The organism is Formivibrio citricus (assembly GCF_900115065.1).
Taxonomy (GTDB): Bacteria; Pseudomonadota; Gammaproteobacteria; order Burkholderiales; family Chitinibacteraceae; genus Formivibrio; species Formivibrio citricus.
The window spans coordinates 111288-129366 of record NZ_FOVE01000001.1 but is presented as its reverse complement, the minus strand read 5'-3'; the positions used below and the strand labels follow the sequence as shown (position 1 = coordinate 129366).

Annotated in this window: 14 protein-coding genes and 1 tRNA gene; 5 read left to right on the top strand and 10 right to left on the bottom strand. The window is 59.1% G+C overall.

Going from position 1 to position 18079, the window contains the following annotated elements; all coding sequences use genetic code 11:
- Positions 1-7: 7 nt before the first annotated feature.
- The gene (locus BMZ36_RS00535) at positions 8-3142 is read left to right on the top strand and encodes an efflux RND transporter permease subunit (RefSeq protein ID WP_091189607.1); all 3135 of its coding nucleotides are present in this window, start codon (positions 8-10) and stop codon (positions 3140-3142) included.
- Positions 3139-4536, top strand: coding sequence for an efflux transporter outer membrane subunit (locus BMZ36_RS00530; RefSeq protein ID WP_091189604.1), 1398 nt, complete (start codon positions 3139-3141; stop codon positions 4534-4536). Before BMZ36_RS00535 ends, BMZ36_RS00530 begins: the two co-directional genes overlap by 4 nt.
- A gap of 117 nt (positions 4537-4653) precedes the next feature.
- Here BMZ36_RS00530 and BMZ36_RS00525 read toward each other — a convergent pair whose 3' ends face one another.
- Positions 4654-6639, bottom strand: a complete 1986-nt coding sequence (locus BMZ36_RS00525; RefSeq protein ID WP_091189601.1) for a sensor histidine kinase — start codon at positions 6637-6639, stop codon at positions 4654-4656.
- A gap of 97 nt (positions 6640-6736) precedes the next feature.
- Between BMZ36_RS00525 and BMZ36_RS14235 the strand changes: the two genes are divergently transcribed.
- The gene (locus tag BMZ36_RS14235; RefSeq protein ID WP_177187711.1) at positions 6737-7423 is read left to right on the top strand and encodes a response regulator transcription factor; all 687 of its coding nucleotides are present in this window, start codon (positions 6737-6739) and stop codon (positions 7421-7423) included.
- A 277-nt stretch (positions 7424-7700) separates the two neighbouring features.
- On the opposite strand, the gene BMZ36_RS00510 is transcribed toward BMZ36_RS14235, so the two are convergent.
- The 4 genes from BMZ36_RS00510 to pmbA all read right to left on the bottom strand — a co-directional run bounded on the left by BMZ36_RS00510 (position 7701) and on the right by pmbA (position 10319).
- A tRNA-Arg gene (locus BMZ36_RS00510) sits at positions 7701-7777 on the bottom strand.
- Between the two features lie 203 nt (positions 7778-7980).
- Positions 7981-8364 (bottom strand): adenosylmethionine decarboxylase, encoded by a 384-nt coding sequence (speD, locus tag BMZ36_RS00505; protein ID WP_091189594.1) that lies wholly within the window; start codon positions 8362-8364, stop codon positions 7981-7983.
- 6 nt (positions 8365-8370) lie between these two features.
- The gene (locus tag BMZ36_RS00500; RefSeq protein ID WP_245747734.1) at positions 8371-8988 is read right to left on the bottom strand and encodes a DNA-3-methyladenine glycosylase family protein; all 618 of its coding nucleotides are present in this window, start codon (positions 8986-8988) and stop codon (positions 8371-8373) included.
- On the bottom strand, positions 8985-10319 hold the full coding sequence (pmbA, locus tag BMZ36_RS00495) for a metalloprotease PmbA (protein WP_091189972.1): 1335 nt from the start codon (positions 10317-10319) through the stop codon (positions 8985-8987). Before pmbA ends, BMZ36_RS00500 begins: the two co-directional genes overlap by 4 nt.
- A gap of 89 nt (positions 10320-10408) precedes the next feature.
- On the opposite strand from pmbA, the gene yjgA reads away from it, so the two are divergent.
- The gene (gene yjgA, locus BMZ36_RS00490) at positions 10409-10972 is read left to right on the top strand and encodes a ribosome biogenesis factor YjgA (RefSeq protein ID WP_091189592.1); all 564 of its coding nucleotides are present in this window, start codon (positions 10409-10411) and stop codon (positions 10970-10972) included.
- A 4-nt stretch (positions 10973-10976) separates the two neighbouring features.
- Positions 10977-11648: an alpha/beta hydrolase gene (locus tag BMZ36_RS00485; protein ID WP_091189589.1), complete on the top strand. Its 672-nt coding sequence runs from the start codon at positions 10977-10979 to the stop codon at positions 11646-11648.
- A 66-nt stretch (positions 11649-11714) separates the two neighbouring features.
- Here BMZ36_RS00485 and BMZ36_RS00480 read toward each other — a convergent pair whose 3' ends face one another.
- The 5 genes from BMZ36_RS00480 to sucD form a co-directional block, all read right to left on the bottom strand.
- A complete protein-coding gene (locus BMZ36_RS00480) occupies positions 11715-14021 on the bottom strand; it encodes a DUF1631 family protein (RefSeq protein ID WP_177187710.1) in 2307 nt (768 codons plus the stop codon).
- Positions 14022-14218: 197 nt separating this feature from the next.
- On the bottom strand, positions 14219-15106 hold the full coding sequence (locus tag BMZ36_RS00475; protein WP_218142587.1) for a GntR family transcriptional regulator: 888 nt from the start codon (positions 15104-15106) through the stop codon (positions 14219-14221).
- A gap of 67 nt (positions 15107-15173) precedes the next feature.
- Positions 15174-15935, bottom strand: coding sequence for a hypothetical protein (locus BMZ36_RS00470; RefSeq protein WP_091189583.1), 762 nt, complete (start codon positions 15933-15935; stop codon positions 15174-15176).
- Between the two features lie 78 nt (positions 15936-16013).
- Positions 16014-16787, bottom strand: a complete 774-nt coding sequence (gene hisN / locus BMZ36_RS00465; protein WP_091189581.1) for a histidinol-phosphatase — start codon at positions 16785-16787, stop codon at positions 16014-16016.
- A 328-nt stretch (positions 16788-17115) separates the two neighbouring features.
- Positions 17116-17997 (bottom strand): succinate--CoA ligase subunit alpha, encoded by an 882-nt coding sequence (sucD, locus tag BMZ36_RS00460; RefSeq protein WP_091189577.1) that lies wholly within the window; start codon positions 17995-17997, stop codon positions 17116-17118.
- Positions 17998-18079: the final 82 nt, after the last annotated feature.

Here is an 18079-nt window from a genome sequence, read left to right as displayed (position 1 = left end):
AAACAGCATGGCCAGATTTTTCATAAATCGTCCGGTATTTGCCATTGTAACGGCGATCGTTCTGACACTGGTTGGCTGCATTGCCGGAATCAATCTTCCGATTGCCCAATACCCGCAGATCACCCTGCCCACCGTTCGGGTCAGCGCCTTTTATCCGGGCGCCAGCGCTGGAGTGGTCGAGGAGGCCGTGGCGCAACCGATCGAGGAACAGGTGAATGGCGTGGAAGGCATGCTCAACATGACTTCCAGCTCGTCCGGCGACGGCGGCTACAACCTCGACATTACCTTTGGCCTGGACAGCAATGCAGACATTGCCGCCGTGCAGGTGCAGAATCGCGTGTCGCAAGCCAACGCCCGCCTGCCTGCCGAGGTCATCAGCAGCGGTCTGACGACTCAAAAACAGACCCCCGACGTGCTGATGTACGTCGCCCTGGTTTCGCCAAAGGGGTCTTACGATGAGCTCTTCCTGACCAACTATGCGACGATCAACATCGTCGACGTGCTCAAACGGATCAAAGGCGTGGGTAATGTCCAGGTCTTCGGCTCGGAGTACGGCATGCGCATATGGCTGAAACCTGACCGCATGGCAGCGTTGGGATTGACGCCGACCGATGTATACAACGCCGTGAATGAACAGAATGCGCAGGCACCGGCAGGCCAGGTCGGTCAATTGCCCGCGCCTAAAACGCAACAGTTCCAGTACAGCGTGCAGCTTCGGGGCCGCCTGACCGAAACTGAGGAATTCGGGAACATCATCGTCCGCGCCAAGCCGGATGGTTCCTTCATCCGTCTCAGGGATGTTGCCCGCACTGAACTCGGCTCCAAATACTACAATTTTCTCTCGCGATTCAACGGCCAGCCCGGAGCGGCTTTCTCGATCAACCTGACGCCGGATGCCAGTGCCATCGAGACGGCCGGCTTGATTAATGCCCGGCTCAAGGAACTGGAAAAAACCTTTCCGGCAGACATGAAGATTGAAACCGTGCTGGACAACACGGTCTTCGTAAAAGCGTCGCTGAAGGAGGTCGTCAGCACCTTTGCCGAGGCGCTGGTTCTGGTTCTGGTCGTGGTCTTTCTTTTCCTGCAAAACTGGCGGGCAACGGCCATTCCGATGCTGGCGGTGCCCGTCTCTCTGGTGGGCACCTTTGCTGCGTTCACCCTGCTCGGCTTCACCATCAACACGCTGACCATGTTCGGCATGGTACTGGCCATCGGGATCGTGGTGGACGATGCCATTGTGGTTGTCGAGGCTGTCGAACACCACATGGAGCACGGGTTGAACCCGCGCGATGCGACGATCAAGGCCATGGAGGAAGTCTCCGGGCCGGTCGTTGCCATTGCCATGATTCTTGCCGCGGTGTTTGTCCCGGTGGCCTTTCTGGGCGGAATCGCCGGGATCATGTACAAGCAGTTTGCGATCACGGTGGCCGTATCGACGATGCTCTCGGCCTTCGTTGCCCTGTCGCTGACACCGGCGCTGTGCTGCCTGATGCTCAAACCCAAAGTCAAGCGCGACGGCCGGCTGGCGCGTTTCTTTACTGCCTTCAATGATCGCTTCGGGCGACTGACCGAAGGCTATGGCCAAGGGGTGCAGATTCTGATCCGGCGCAGCCTGCTTGCCCTGGCGATGCTTGCCATCCTGATTTTTGCGGCCGTCGCCCTGATGAAAAAGGTGCCAGGAGGGTTCGTGCCGCCAGAAGATCAAGGCGGGTTTATCAGCAGCATCCAGTTGCCTCCGGCCGCTTCGCTCAATCGCACCGAAGTGGTTGCCGCCCGCTATGACGAGGCACTCGGCGCCCTTCCCGGCGTTGAAAAGCGCCTGGTGATCAATGGCTTCAATGTCCTGAACGGCGCACCGCAATCCGACAGCGCCCTGGTTGTCGTCAAGCTCAAGCCTTGGGAAGAGCGCCGCAAGCCGACGGAACAACTGGGCAGCATCATCGACAGCGTGTACGCCATGGCCTCAAAGTTTCCGGAAGCCACCATTCTCGCCTTCAACCCGCCGGCAATTCCCGGATTCGATGCCACGGGGGGATTCTCCTTTAAGTTGCAGGATCGCAGTGGCAACACGCCGCAGGAGCTGGCTGCGGTCGCCGAACGTTTCATGGAAGCGGCAAGGAAGCGCCCCGAGATCGGCAATATTTATTCCAAGTTCGACCCCAATACGCCGGCCTACCGGCTGGAAGTCGATCGCGAAAAGGCCAAAAAACTCGGCGTCCCGGTATCGGACATCACCAATGCCTTGCAGACCTTCCTCGGTGGTCTCAACATCAATGACTTCAGCCGTTTCGGGCGTTCCTACAAGGTCACGATGCAGGCCGAGCCGGAATACCGCAGCGACATCGAGGGAATCCAGCTTTTCCACGTGCGCAGCAGCGATGGCACCATGGTTCCGCTGTCGACGCTGGTGACCTCGCAGCCAACAAATATGCCGACCGTTATCCAGCGCTACAACCTGTATCGCACCGCTGAGCTGGGGGGCGATCCCGCCGCAGGCTACAGTTCCGGCGATGCCATTGCCGCCATGGAAGCAGTCGCCCGCGAGGTGCTTCCCCAGGGCTATGGATTCGAGTGGGCCGGCATCAGCCAGCAGGAGAAGGAATCGTCCGGCAAGGCGCCGGTGATTTTCGGCATGGCCATCATCTTCGTATTTCTTTTCCTCGCCGCGCTGTATGAAAGCTGGACGGTGCCTTTCGCCGTGCTGTTCGCTGTGCCACTCGGCATTTTCGGCGCCATGCTTGGCCTCTGGATGGCCGGGTTGACCAACAACATCTATGCCCAGATCGGCCTTGTCCTGCTGATCGGTCTCGCGGCCAAAAACGCCATCCTGATTATCGAGTTTGCCAAGATGCGACGCGATGCCGGCGAATCGGCCACAGATGCGGCCATCTACGCAGCCAAACTCCGGCTAAGACCCATCATCATGACGTCGTTTGCCTTCATCCTTGGCGTCGTCCCGCTCATCCTGGCCTCCGGCGCCGGTGCTGCCTCGCGCGTCTCAATGGGCGTGACCGTGTTCGCCGGCATGATAGCGGCGACGCTGCTCGCCATCTTTATGGTGCCGGTGCTTTTCGTTACGGTGGAGCGCGTCGTTTCGCGCTTCGCCAGAAAACCGGACGCAACTCCGGAGACGCAACCATGATGCGCCCTCTTCTGCTGCCTGCTTCGCTTTCTCTCCTTCTGCTTGCCGGCTGCGCCGTTGGCCCGGATTACCAGCGGCCGGTTGTCGAACTGCCGGATGCTTATCGCGAAACACCGTCGAAAATCGCCGGAGAAACACGGTCGTTTGCCGAGCGGGATTGGCGCTCGGTGTTTACCGATCCGCAATTGCAGCAGCTTATTGAAGAAGCCCTGAAAGCCGGCCCGGACGCCCTGCTGGGTGCTGCGCGGGTGCGCGAGGCCGAAGCACTGGCCGGAGTCGCCCGCGCACCGCTCTTTCCCCAGGCTCAAGCGTCGCTGAGCACTTCGGCAACGGAGCGCGCGCCGGGCGACCGGTTCACCTCAACCTTTCTGGGCGGTGTCGGCATCTCTTGGGAAGTCGATCTCTGGGGGCGTTACCGTCGAGCCAGCGAGGCCGGGCGAGCCGATCTGCTGGCCAGCAAGGAAGCACGGCATGGCCTGAACACCTCGCTGATCGGCAGCGTTGCCGATTACTATTACCAATTGGCTGCCTTGCGCCGAACGCTTGCCGTTACACAGCGCTCGGCCGACAACCAGCGCCATGTGCTGCGTCTGGTTCAGCAACAGATCAGGGCAGGCATCTCGTCGGCGGCGGAGGAGCATCAGCAAAAAAGCGCCCTGGGCGCGACTGAAGCCCGCATACCGGTTTTGCGCCAGCAAATCGCCGAAACTGAAAACGCGCTATCCGTCCTGCTTGGCCGAGCGCCAGGCACCATGACCTTTGCTGCGCCCGCCGACCTGGAAATTCCCGATCTCGTGCCACCCGGTCTGCCTTCTGCGCTACTTGAACGGCGACCTGACATCCGTCAAGCAGAGGCCGGGCTGATTGCGGCCAATGCACGGGTTGGCGAGGCGCGCGCACTGTTCTTCCCCAACTTGTCGTTGACGGCCCTTTTTGGCGGTGTCAGTACCAGCCTGAGCGATGTTCTTAACGGGAAGGCACCGGGCGTGGCCTCGGTAGGCCCGAACCTGTTGCAACCGCTCTTTGCCGGCGGACGCATTTACTTCAACCAGGAAGCTGCACTGGCCCGCCTCGAACAGGCCGTGGTGATCTATCGCAAGACCATTCTCGGCGCGCTGGGCGAGGTGGCCAACGCGCTGACCGCTTTCGATACCACGGCCGAGGTCATGGAAATCCAGGCTCGGCGCGTAGTGTCTTCGCGCGAGGCCATGCGCTTGGCGGAGATGCGTTTCCAGGCCGGAACGACCAGCTTTCTCGAAGTGCTCGACGCCCAGCGCCAGCTACTGTCGGCAGAGACGGACGAAGCACAAAGTCTGCTAGACAGGCGCAAAGCCTTGATCCGCCTTTATCTCGCCTTGGGGGGCGGTTGGCAGGAGGATGCCAAGCGGCCCTGATTTCGCCAGCATTGCGCTGGCAGGCTGGTAAAAAAACGGTCAGTGCATAGACTTTGCCCGAGGTTTTCCATTCGCCATGAACGGTTTGACATGTCTGATGGAAAATCCCGGCAGTCCTCACGCTTCGCCAATTATCAGGGAGAAACAACTTCCTTCCTGACTGGAAAGAACACTGACGGAGCCATTGTGCAGTTTGGCTACCCGCTCCACCAAATAGAGGCCAAGCCCGCTACCGGGACTTCCCTGCGCGCCGCGGCCACGGAAATATTTCTGGAAAAGCTTGGGAATTTCGTCGGCCGGAATTTCCTGCCCCGAATTCAGGATTTCAAACTTGACCGCCCGCTCTTCATGCACCGAAATTCGAAGATGCACGGAGCTATCCTGCGGCGAATGCCTGATTGCGTTCGCCAACAGGTTACGCAAGGCAACGTGCAACAGTGCGGTATCGCAAAGCACGGACTGTGGCCGCTCGACATATGTCACCTCAATACTCCCGGGGTGCCATTCACTCACAGCCTTTTGAACTATCGCCTCAATTTCCTCCTCACGGGGCGAGAAGGCTCGTAAATCACCATTGATGCGATCGAGGGAAAGAAACTCGTCCATGAGCCGTGTCATGCGATAGGAGGCTTCGCGGATGTGACTGCAACGCTCTTGCGTTATTGCAGAAGGAACCGTGCCAAGTATGCGCTGGGCACATGTGTCAATAATGGCCAGCGGCGTTCTGAATTCGTGCGAAACCATCGCAACAAAATCCAACTGCTCCTGACGGGCCTGTTTTTCCACGTCGAGCGATTGGCGCAACTCAATTTCCATCGACTCGCGCCGCGTAATTTCCTGAGTAAGAGACGCCGTGCGTTTTTTGATTTCCACATTGAGATACGCCTCTCGCTCAGCCTTCACGCGCAGGGCTTCTGCTTGAGCTCTTCCGGCTGCAGCCTTCATGGCGTTATAACGATCCATGATAACCATGCTCATGACGAGCATGTGCAAAACGGCGCCAATCTGGAACCCGTTATCCGTCGCAAAATTCGGGGGCAGGAGCGTAAAGTTCCGCATGACCCGTACGAGAATACCTGCACAGAACAAGCCGAAAGCCAGAAGATAGAGCCCGGCCGGGCGGTGCCCTCGATACCACAGATAGGTCGATATTCCGATTATGAACAAAACCTCCGTGGCCGCAATTATTTGCGCGAGCCCAACGCCAGCTGCATACCCCTTTACGGCAACGAGCGATATCGTCACAAAGAAACCCGCGGTTGCCGCGCCGACCAGATAACGATTGAGCCGTGGCATTACCCGAGGCAGCTCCAGAACACCGGCAGACAGCCGGGCGCCAATCCAGATCGAACTACAGATCAAGAAGGCCAATACATGATCGGTTATCCGCCCCGGCAAACCGGTATGCTCCTGAAGAAATCCAAATGAAATCAGCATTTGGAAAAGACTGTTCGCCACGTAAATCGTGTACCAGCCGCTGACTATTTCTCCAGTGCTAATCCAGAAGAACAGGTAAAAAACAATTATCATGGCATACGTGCCAAACAATAACCCGTACGCCAGATATTCATCACGCGCCCTGTTGCTGAATACATCGGGCGCCCAAAGTGACAATTGGGCTGAAATTGAATTCCGTGAGGCGATACGAAGCCAGAACGTATGAGGCCCAGGCTCCTTCAAATTGATCCGAAACGCAGGGTTGCGGTATTGCACGGGCCACCGACTTCTGGGAATGTCCTCCCCGGAAACCCACTCTTTCCATCCTTCAGCCTTGTTTTTACCGTAAAGCCTGACGTCATCCATGACCGCATTATTGACTTCCAGTATCCAATCATGAGGATGTCCTTCATTTCCCGTGATTTCGATACGTACCCATAACGCATCCTTTGTGAAACCGGCATTGAATGTTTTTTGCAGCGGAACCTCTGCGCGTGCCGCTACCACATCATCGATCGTCATGGTTCCACTGGCGTCACGCAAAAGACTTGCATAGGGCGACAGTTCGACATGCTGCATGCCGGAATCCAGCACCAGCGGCAGTTGCGAACATGCCGGAAGCGAACACAGAAAACACAGCAAGAAACTCAGCAAACGAATTGCCATTCCAGACCTTCAAGTGATTCGTTGCCCAGATCGCTCACGCCCTCACTCCTTAGATTTCTTTAGATTCAACACAAACCACAAAGCTATACTTTCATTTATGGCTCGCATTATCTTACTTGAAGACGAAATCACGCTCCAAAAAGAGTTGGCGTCATATCTGACCGAGCTCGGTCACATCGTGGACAGCGTTGGCAGCATCAAGGATTTTCGTGATGTATTTTCACCGGCAGATCACCTGATTGCCCTTGTGGACATCGGATTGCCTGATGGAGACGGAATCGAACTGATCGATTGGTTACGCCAAAGCGGAAAACGGTTGGGGATAGTGGTTATTTCTGCGCGAAGCTCGATTAGCGACAAAGTACGCGGGTTTACCCTCGGCGCAGACCATTACCTCAGCAAGCCATTCGATCTATTGGAACTCTCCGCCACTGTCTGCGCGCTCTCTCGCCGAATCGAAACCGGCGGAGTCAGCTTGCGCTGGCAACTGGATGCCAGACTGTGCCTGATTACCCCCCCAGGCAGGCCACCCGTCCGGCTGACGGCACAAGGCGCCATTGTTCTGAATTCGATAGCCAGAGGCAGGGGCGACCCCGTCAAACGACGGCAGATCGTGGAAGCTTTGGGGGAAGATTTCCTGACTTACGACCAGCGTCGCCTCGACACTCAGATTCATCAGCTACGCAAATCCGTATTTGACGCAGCGAATGTGGAACTTCCCATTCTGACGGCACGTAACCGTGGCTACATTTTTGGTGCCGACATTGACATCGTGCCAAGCTAGTAGTCAGTCACTCAGGTTCGCGTGGATGCCGAGGCGCGCATCTGCGCCCCATGCGCACGAAGTGAACCGCAGCCATAGCAGGGCTATGGCGAGGATGAGCGACAAAGCGCATGGGGATGCAGGGCGTGACGAACATAGCAGAATCTGTGTGACTGACTACTAGGCTCTGTTACTGGCATTGCCCCCCCCGATAAACCAGCGGTCATATCCAGAGATTTCGGCACAGGCAAAAATAGCAACAAAAACAAAGGGCCTGCATTTGCAGGCCCTTGAATTTTGGCGCGCCCAGCAGGAATCGAACCTGCGACCTTCAGCTTCGGAAACTGACACTCTATCCAACTGAGCTATAGGCGCTAAGAGGGGCGAATCATAGCGCGTTTCGCCCTACCCGTCCAACCCCAGCACGCGTTTACCAAGGAATCGCTGAACAAGTCAGCGAGAAGGCGCAGAGCAAGGAGCCCGGAGCGCAGAAACCGCAGTGTATGTGGGGATACATGAGGATTTCGAGCACCGCGCGACGCCACCATGCGCCTTCGCAGCAATTGTTCAGCGATTCCTTATCCGCGCTCCACCCGGCGCACATTGCTGGTGGCCGCATCAAACAAGGCCGCCAATCCGGCAAAAAGTTTTTCCGCCTTGGCGCGGTTGTCGCCGGAATAGTTGCAGACGTAGACATCCAGCGTTACGAAGCCGCTTTCCGGCCAGGTATGCACTGAAAGATGAGATTCGGCGAGCACGACCACGCCGGTCACGCCACCGCCTTCGCCGAACTGGTGGAAGCAGTTGCCCACCACGGTCAGCCCGGCCTCTTCCACCAGTCTCGTGCAGGCTTGCAGCAGGCCATCGCGATCACACAGCGTTGCAACCGGGCAGGCGCAACCGTGCAGGTCGCCCATCAGGTGCAGACCGGGTACGCCGGAGGAAGGAATGTCAGTGCTCATGATTTTTCAGTACTCGACAGGCACGGGATCAAGGCTACGCCACAGGTACCAGGTAGCCACACTGCGCCACGGGCGCCAGAGTTCGCCCTGTTGCTGGACCTGCTTGCGCGGGCGGCGTTCTCCGTCATGATAGTGGTCGGCAATCGCGCGCAACAGGCCGATGTCGTCAAGCGGCAGCACATCGGGGCGCATGAGGTGGAAGATCAGGAACATTTCCGCGGTCCAGCGGCCGATGCCGCGAATCGAGGTCAGCTCCTTGATGATGGCTTCGTCGTCCCACTCGCGCCATTGTGCGGGATCGAGGCGGCCGGACTGATGATGGGCCGCCAGATCGCTCAGGTATTCAACCTTGCGTGCCGACAGTCCGCAGCCGCGCAGCTCGTCCACGCCCGTTGCCAGCACCTTGCCGCTTTCGATACCGCCGAGCGCGGCTTCCAGGCGATTCCAGACCGAATCGGCGGCCTTGACCGAGATTTGCTGGCCGACCACGGAGCGCGCCAGCGTATGAAACGCATCGCCCTTGCTGACAAGGCTCATGCCGGGATAGCGACCGATCAGTTCAGCCATCACCGGATCGGCTCCGGCCAGTTCGGCGCAGGCTTGCTCCCAGTAGGCCGGCTTCACGCGCTCGCCACCTTCATGCGGTCGATAAGGATCGAGCCGACGCGCCGGCTGGACGATTTGCGCGCATCGTCGCCCACGCCGACGATGCCGAGGAACATGTCCTTGAGATTGCCGGCAATGGTGATTTCTTCCACGGCATGCTGGATCACGCCGTTTTCCACCCAGAACCCGGCTGCACCGCGCGAGTAATCGCCTGTGACCTGATTCACGCCGTGGCCGAGCAGTTCGGTGACCAGCAACCCGGTTCCCAGTTGCGCCAACAAATCGCCAAAGGTAGCAGTGGGCGGAACCAGCAGGTTGTGCGCGCCGCCGGCATTGCCGGTGGTTTGCATGCCGAGCTTGCGCGCGCTGTAACTGGAGAGGAAATAACCCTGCAGCACGCCGGCTTCGACCACGGAACGCGCCCGGGTCGTTACTCCTTCGGCATCGAACATGCTGCTGGCCAGCCCGCGCGGCAGGAACGGGTCTTCATGAATCGACACGCACGGCGCGAGTACCGGCTGGCCGAGGCTATCGAGCAGGAAGCTTGCCTTGCGGTACAGGCTGCCGCCGCTCACGGCAGAGATGAAGTTGCCGATCAGGCTGCCGGCCATCGGGGCTTCGAACAGAACCGGGTATTCGCCGGTCTTGATGCGGCGCGCCCCCAGGCGGCGCACGGTGCGCTCGCCAGCGATGCGCCCGACCTCGGCGGCCGATTGCATGTCGCCCCAGTTGCGTGCCGAGTCGTACCAGTAATCGCGCTGCATGCCGGATTCGTCTTCGGCGATCAGTGTGGCCGACAGGCTGTGGCGGCTTTGCGTGGCACTGCCGACGAACCCGAGCGAGTTGGCAAAGGCAAAACGGCTGGAGCCCAGATATACCGATGCGCCTTCGGAATTGTCGATGCGAGCATCGACAGCCCGCCCGGCTTGTTCGCATTCGCGCGCCACGTCGATCATGGCCTCGACGGACAAGTCGCAGGGATGGTAGAGATCGAGATCGCGCTCGCTACCGGTCGCCAGCAGGTTTTTCTCGGGCAGACCGGCACATGGGTCTTCGGCGGTATGCCGAGCAATTGCGAGCGCAGCCTGTACGGTGTCGCGCAAGGCGACAGCGGAAAAATCCGAGGTGCTGGCGTGACCCTTGCGCCCGCCGAGGTAAACGGTAACGCCGATACCCTTGTCGTGGTTGTATTCGATGGTTTCGATTTCGCCCAGACGCACCGAAACGTTCTTGCCCACGCTTTCGGAAATTTCGGTCTCGCAGGCGGTGGCGCCTTGCCTAGCGGCTTCTTCAAGGATCTGCGCGGACAAATCGCGCAATTGCAATTCACTGAAACTGAAATCGGACACGGATTGGCTTCCAAGTTTGATCAGGCATGCGCCATATGGGCATGCGACGGATTTGGTATCATACCGTTTTTCATGCACCCGCCGCAGCCATGCCCGCAGAAGACTTTGAACACCAGGACGACATCATCTACGTCAGCAAGTCGGAGATGAAACGCGACATGCTTGCCCTGCAGGAGTTGGGCGAGGCCCTGATTCCGCTCGACAAGAAATTGCTCGCCACCCTCAATTTGCCGGAAAAGCTCTACGATGCACTGATCGAGGCCAAGCGTCTGACCGCGCACGGCGCCATCAGCCGCCAGAAACAATATATCGGCAAGCTGATCCGCAATGTTGACCCGGCGCCAATCCGTGAACTGCTGGACAAGATTGCCGGCGTTTCCGACCGCCACAGCGCCTGGCTGCACCGCCTGGAGCGCTTGCGCGAACAGTTGATGACCGACCCGAAGGCGCTCGAAAAACTGCTGGAAGAATGCCCGACCATGGACATCCAGCGCATGCGCCAACTGGTACGCAACGCGCAGAAAGAGCGCGAGCAGACCAAGCCGCCCAAGGCTTTCCGCGAAATCTTCCAGTTATTGAAGGAATACATCCCGGAACCGCCGATTCCCGGTCTGACCAAAGTTACCGATACCGACGAACAAACCAGCGAGTAAGCCCATGAGCGCACTTGAAACCATCGAAATCGCCACGGGCGACAACCCGACCGCCAGCGTGATCTGGCTGCATGGTCTGGGTGCGGACGGCAACGACTTCGTGCCGGTCGTGCCGGAATTGCCGCTGGAAGACGAACCGGCGATCCGTTTCATCTTCCCGCATGCGCCGGTCATCCCGATCACCTGCAACAACGGCTACCGCATGCGCGGCTGGTACGACATCGTATTTTTTGAACAGATCAACCGCGAGGCCGATCTCAAGGGCATCGAGCGCTCGATCGAAGCGGTGCGTGCGCTGATCAAGCAGGAAAACGAACGCGGCATTCCCAGCGAGCGCATCGTTCTGGCCGGTTTCTCGCAAGGCGGCGCGATTGCCTACAGTTGCGGGCTGACCCATCCGGAAAAGCTCGCCGGCATCGTGGCGCTTTCCACCTACATGCCCGCACCGGAGTATGTGGTCAGGAACAAGTCCGCCGCCAACCAGGCCACGCCGATCTTTGCCGCGCACGGCACGATGGATACGGTCGTTCCGCCGCTACTGGGCCGGGCCGCGCACGACCAACTCAAGGAAGACGGTTACAACATCAGTTGGCAAACCTACCCGATGCCGCATTCGGTCTGCATGCCGGAAATTCTGGCCATTGGCGGGTTTATCAATCAGTGCCTGGCGGCATGACATTGTTGCCATGCCGCTCAAACCGGCATGGCGCAATTGACCTGATGTAGTACAAGCAACCCGCAATCAGGTGCGGGATTGCTCCACTTTTTCAACCGTCTCCATCAAAGACTGGATCGCACGTTCGCACAAAGGCTGGTTTTCAACAAACCGGCACCGGCCGACAGAGAACTGGTTGCACAGAACGCCTCTCGAAATCAGGGCCGGTAACGGTTTCCCGTCCACCTTCAATATCAGCCGCTCCCCTCCGGCGCTTTGCCACATTATCCGTACAGGCCATGGCTGCCCTTCGATCTCGAGCTCGAGATTGACACCTGTTTGCAGGCGCAGGGAAATGGCTTGCCCCCCCTGCGCGATATGGCGCGAAGGGAAATGCAACGTACCCGGTTCCAGAACAGGGTCCAGATCGAGCAATCCGACCTTGAATTCCTGCAACGCCTCATTCAGGTATTGAAGATCCAGTTTGAGCGCGGTATTGTCCGGTGACGGGGCAATCGCCAGCAACAAGACGGAAAACTCGCCACTGACCTGCGCCAACTCCGGTTCATGCTGAGGCTGTTGCATATTTGGCCGCAATGCTTGCCGGTGTGCCCCCATCATCCAGTTCAGGACTTCTTCCTGGACATCCTCGCCGAGACCGGCTTCCGACAACCCGGCTCGCAAATCCGTCACCAGCGCGGGAATCATGCCGAGCAGTTGCTGCCGGCTTTCCCGCGTCATTTTCGGGTAGGTGCTCCAGACGAGCTTGGGCACCAGATTGCAGAGGCCTTCAGCCTTCTTCTGGTTGTCGCGGGCGGCATGCGCAATGACCCGCGTCCAGGGTCCAGTCAGGAACCCTTGCAGATAGGAGTCAATCTCCATATGCAAAAGGATGCTTGTCATTTTTCTGGTGATGCGCAAGAAACAGGCGCTGCGTCGTTCAGCGCTTTCAACGGCCGATACCGCACGTTCAGCGTTTTCGTCGACAAGGGGCAACTCTTTGACGACAAAGGCTTCCAGGGCATGGAGATGGAACGCAAAAGCCGGCTCTCCATCGCTCTCGTCCCGCAACAATTCCCCTACGACACGGCGAATTTCCGTGAGAAATTTTTCGCTCCAGGGATCGTCCTGCGACAGACCACAGCCCAGGGAACTGACGCGGTTGAACAGAAGGCAAGCGGCATGATCGGCACGGGAAAACAGGGAAGGATCTGCCAATGCGGCCTTCAGCAGAACGAACTGCAAGCGCCCCAGTTGCACCCGCACTTCAAGGGGCAACATTTTGTCGCACAGGATGTATTCGAACAGCATGCCGATGATATCCAGCACCATCTGTTCGGCCACGTTTCCGGCTTGCGCAACCAGGCTATCGCGCTGTTCCAGAATCCGGTTCGGAATCACACCGTCCGCATCAACCGCCAATTCTTGCGTCTTGCCCTGAATCTGTGCCCGTACTGCATCGATCAATGCCCCTCCCTGCATACCGGCCCCCAGTTGAGCGGGGGGCATTCCAATACCCCACCTTCCGGAAGCGGGTGGAGAAGCAAAGAACTGGCGCAGGGTTTCTTCCGCTTGCAGCCCTTTGGGCAGCCAGCCAAACAGGGCATGGCCCGGTTCCGCAGGCGCAAGAGCCAGGGAGCTCGTCTGCCCGGCAACAGGCAATCGGCCTCCCATGCGCAGCATCATCTCTAAAAGCCGCTCCGAAGCAGCCGGGGCGGCTGCGCCGGTCAGCGGACTGGCGGCACCATCAGCCTTTCTCTCCAGCCCTGGAGAATGAAGATGCTTGATGCGCAGTTCGATATTGGCATCGATACCGCTGGATTCCAGCAGGGAATTGACCGGTCGGTAGATAGTCCAGACAACCTCCGTCAACGCATCGACGATCCGCGCGGCCAACACCTGCGTCCTGTCCTCTTCGACACCCAGTGCACCTGTAGCTGTAACAAGGCTGCGTGAAATCAGGTAGGGCCGGAAAGGGTTTTCACGCGGCCTTATTTCTTCCTGCTCGAAAAGTTTGGCAATCCGGGCATTGAGATCGCGGATCTCATCCTCGGCCGCATTGGTTAGGCGGGCAGTGATTTCATCGATGCGCAGGTTCTCTTCGACAGATGAGTGCTCGACCAGCGACAGGGAATCGAGTGTCGAAGGCATCGAAAAAGAGGGGCGAAACGAATCGTAGGCGGTCTGCAGACTACGGGAGAGCAATTTTTCGATGCTGGCCAGCGCCTCCTGAGCCAGGACTTTGCCTGCATCCCGCGCCACACCCTCTTGCCATGCGGGTGACTGCATCTGGATGGACTGGAGCAGTATGCGAACCTGCTCACCGGACAGGACCGCCTCCAGCGCGGACGCATAACCGCGCAAAAAATCAACCTTGCAGGCGTTGAGAAGCACACTCCGATCCATCACATCCCTCTACAAACCTGTTCTGAACATAATTTCTTACAATATACAGGATAGCGTCACACCCGCATTTGCAAAATACAAAACCGGCCGCCCAAGGTGAAATAATTCCGATTTGCAGCAACGCACTCTGGCCGTCCTCCACAGGATTTCAGTCGCGGCACTCGTCCCCGCTACATCCATCGCGCTCAACGCAAAACGGAGACCAGATCGCGCTTGCTTGCCAGCGCCCCCTGCACGTGAATGCGCAGGCGCTCGGACGCTTCGACGATGCGCCCGCTTTCCAGCATGTCCAGAATCAGCAGATGCTCGCGGCATTGCTGGGGCAGGCGGGAGCGGTCCAGCGTGCTGCGGTAATCGAGCAAGCGCCGTACGCGGTTGACCTTCTTGACCGCATCCAGAAAGAAAGCGTTGTTGGAGAACCCGGTCAGGACTTCGTGGAATTCCGAGTTGCGTTCGAACAGTTGGGTACGCGAGAGTGTATCGATCTCGCCGTCGAGCAACGCCTGCTGCTGGGCGCGCAAGGCTTGCAGCGCCACGGGGTTCACCCTGAAACCCGGTTCCAGCAGGGCCAGGGGCTCGATTGCCGCCCGGAAGCGGTAGCCTTCCTCGTAGGCTTGCTGCGATGTCAGAACCGGCAGAAAACGCCAGCCGTGACCGGGCAAACGCTCCATCCAGAGATCGTCAGCAGCCCGTAGCAACACGTTGCGCAAGGTGGCCCGCGGCACCTCGTAGCAGCGCATCAGCTCGTTCTCGCTGACGCGCTCTTCCAGCTTGCCCGCCAGCCGGTCTTCGGCCAATTGGTAATAGAGTGAATCCTCGGCAGATTCTTCCAGTGTTTTGGCAGGAGGCACGATCAGGGACGCATCGCGGGCCAGGAAAAACCCCCGGTTGCGCTCTGCCACCACCACGCCTTCCTGCGCCAGTTGTTTCAACGCAGCCAGAACCGGCGCGCGCGACACCTTGAACTGATCGGCAAGGAACTGGGTACCCAGATGCGAACCCGCAGGCAAGTGCCGGGAGCGAATGTAATCGATGATCTGCAAAGCCAGTTGCGGCGCAAGAATACGGGGCACGATCGGGTCTTTCAACGAAGCGTTAGCGAAAAGTGGCCTGACGATTATAAGACATGCTGCGACACGTTCAGCGTCGCCATCCGATTTCCCGCGCAGTCACCTCCCCCACCAACACCAGCTTGAGGCTCTCGGGCGTTCTGGCCTGATCCGGCGACATCGGAATGCGTCCGCCCATGATCTCGGCATGGATCTGCGGATAACGCGGCTGGCGCTCCGGATCGGCATAGCCGTCCGGATAGCTGGGCAGGCCGCCGGGGCCGTATTTGTCGGTGGCGCCCAGCGTATGCAAGAGCTCGTGAACCATGACGACCTGATTGCTGCCCGTCATCTCGCGGTCGGCAAAGGCATGCACCACCCCGATCTGGCCTTTTTCCAGCCCCAGCGAATGCGGCAATCGCGGGCTGAGGGCCGGATCGTGATACAGCACGAACAGGCGGATATCGGGCCGATAGCCCTGCATGGCATCGTTCTTCCAAGCCCACCAGCGCAGTTGCAGGCTGTAGAGCATGATCGCGAGCCGCCCTTCCGCGGGTTGCTCAGGCGGAAGCTGCTGAATCTGTGGACCGAGTTTAAGATAAACCGGATCGCCGATCGGCAACTGGTAATGCTTGGCTTCGCGCTCGAAAAAGGCCGTGACCGGGGCGAAGGATTCTGTCGTCAAGCCGGCGATGTACTGCTGGGTTTGCGGGCGTCCGTCGGCATTCAGCGGGTATACGGCGACCTGCTGCGGCCTTTTCCAGGAGGTGCTGCGCCATTTGGTCAGCACGGTTCCCGCCCCGACAACAAACAGGATGAACAGCAGGATCACGACCCGGAACAGTTTGAACATGGGATGGCGCTCGGTTATTGGGATGTCTCGATAAAAAACTGCCGGGTTCAAACCCGGCAATCTTTGGAATTGAAACTGTTATCCCCGATTCAGGCAATCCAGGGCCGCCGTATGCAGCGCAGGTGTCGCTGCAGCCACCACGTCGCCGCCGCTGTTGATATCCAGCGCCTTGCCCTGCCAGTCGGTCATCAGGCCGCCAGCCCCGATCACCACCGGGGCGAGCGCGGCGAAATCGTGCAGCTTGATTCCGGATTCCACGGCGATATCCATGCCGCCCGAAGCCAGCAGGCCAAACTGGTAGCCATCCCCGCCCCACACGGCAAAGCGGCATTGCGCCGCCAGCTCATTGAAGGCCGCCAAGCCCTGCGGCTGGAAATATTGCGGCCCGGTCGAGCCGATGCGCGCGCGTGCCAAGTCGGCTATCTGCGAGACTTGCGCCGGCTTGCCGTTGAGCGTTGTCCCCTCGCCCACCACGCCGAGCCAGCAATCGCCAGTCACCGGCTGGTTGATCACGCCCAGCACCGGCACACCATGATGCAACAGACCGATCAGGGTCACGAACAACGGCCGCCCGGTGATGAACGCCTTGGTACCATCGACCGGATCGAGCACCCAGACCCACTCGGCCTCTGCATTCTCCCGCCCAAACTCCTCGCCGATGATACCGTCCTGCGGACGACGCTCATTGATCAGCTTGCGCATGACGATCTCGGCCTCGCGGTCAGCCTGAGTCACCGGGCTGGCATCGGATTTGTCGTCGATTGCCAGACCGCTGCGGTAATAGCCGCGGATCACTTCAGCGCTGGCTGCGGCGAGTTCTTGGGCGAGTTGTTTGAGTTCGGCGGGGATCATGGATTCTCCTGGTAACGGGTATGTGGGAGCGGATGCAATCCGCGATTGGCCAACGGCATTGCCACCGAACATTCGCGGATTGCATCCGCTCCCACAGATTCGCGTAGGTCGGGTTAGGCCAACAGCCGTAACCCGACGCGCCACCACATTTCAGAACCTGCTCACGATCTTGCTGCGAAGCCGTGATCGGGGCTCATGTGCTGCTCAAAATCCTCATGTACTACTTGTACACTCCGGTTTTTGCGCTGCTCTTCACCCCGCTGACGGCCTCTCACGACAGATCGTGAACAGGTTCTCAGGCCTGCGGCGGGTTACGGCGCTGCGGCGCCTAACCCGCCCTACGATTCAACACTTCCAGCAGCGTTGTTCCCAACTCCGCCGGGTTGCGCGTGTAGGCAATCCCCGCCTTCTCGAAGGCCTGAAATTTCTCTTCCGCCGTGCCCTTACCTCCGGAAATGATCGCGCCGGCATGGCCCATGCGCTTGCCCTTGGGGGCGGTCACGCCGGCGATGTAGCCGACGATGGGCTTGGTCACGTATTGCTGGGCGAACTCGGCCGCGGCTTCTTCGGCGGTGCCGCCGATTTCGCCGATCATGATGATGGATTCGGTGTCCGGGTCGTCCTGGAACAGCTTGAGCGCGTCGATGTGGCTCATGCCGGGAATCGGGTCACCGCCGATGCCGATGCAGGTGGATTGCCCCAGGCCCAGCGCGGTGGTCTGCGCCACGGCTTCGTAGGTCAGCGTACCGGAGCGGCTGACGATGCCGACCTTGCCCGGCAGGTGGATATGCCACGGCATGATGCCGATCTTGCATTCGCCCGGCGTGATGATGCCGGGACAGTTCGGGCCGATCATGCGCGCGCCGGATTGATCGACGTATTGCTTGACCTGCAACATGTCGAGCGTCGGCACGCCTTCGGTGATGCACACCACGAGCTTGATGCCGGCATCCACGGCTTCGATGATCGAATCCTTGGCGAACGGCGCGGGGACGAACACGACCGAGGCATCGGCGCCGGTTTCGCGCACGGCTTCCTTCATGGTATTGAACACCGGCAAGCCCAGATGCTCGCTGCCGCCCTTGCCCGGCGTGACACCGCCGACGATCTGCGTGCCGCATTTCAGCGACTGTTCGGCATGGAAAGTGCCGTTCTTGCCGGTGAAGCCCTGCACCAGCACCTTGGTATTCTTGTTGACGAGAACGCTCATTCTAAAAATCCTTTTTCACCACAGAGCCACAGAGAAAATGAGAAAACCATGAGTTGGTTTCTTCCGGTTTTCTCCCGATCTC

Coding starts and splice junctions, on each gene's coding strand:
- BMZ36_RS00535 (WP_091189607.1), top strand. CDS start 8: ATGGCCAGATTTTTCATAAATCGTCCGGTATTTGCCATTGTAACGGCG.
- BMZ36_RS00530 (WP_091189604.1), top strand. CDS start 3,139: ATGATGCGCCCTCTTCTGCTGCCTGCTTCGCTTTCTCTCCTTCTGCTT.
- BMZ36_RS00525 (WP_091189601.1), bottom strand. CDS start 6,639: ATGGCAATTCGTTTGCTGAGTTTCTTGCTGTGTTTTCTGTGTTCGCTT.
- BMZ36_RS14235 (WP_177187711.1), top strand. CDS start 6,737: ATGGCTCGCATTATCTTACTTGAAGACGAAATCACGCTCCAAAAAGAG.
- speD (WP_091189594.1), bottom strand. CDS start 8,364: ATGAGCACTGACATTCCTTCCTCCGGCGTACCCGGTCTGCACCTGATG.
- yjgA (WP_091189592.1), top strand. CDS start 10,409: ATGCCCGCAGAAGACTTTGAACACCAGGACGACATCATCTACGTCAGC.
- BMZ36_RS00485 (WP_091189589.1), top strand. CDS start 10,977: ATGAGCGCACTTGAAACCATCGAAATCGCCACGGGCGACAACCCGACC.
- BMZ36_RS00470 (WP_091189583.1), bottom strand. CDS start 15,935: ATGTTCAAACTGTTCCGGGTCGTGATCCTGCTGTTCATCCTGTTTGTT.
- hisN (WP_091189581.1), bottom strand. CDS start 16,787: ATGATCCCCGCCGAACTCAAACAACTCGCCCAAGAACTCGCCGCAGCC.
- sucD (WP_091189577.1), bottom strand. CDS start 17,997: ATGAGCGTTCTCGTCAACAAGAATACCAAGGTGCTGGTGCAGGGCTTC.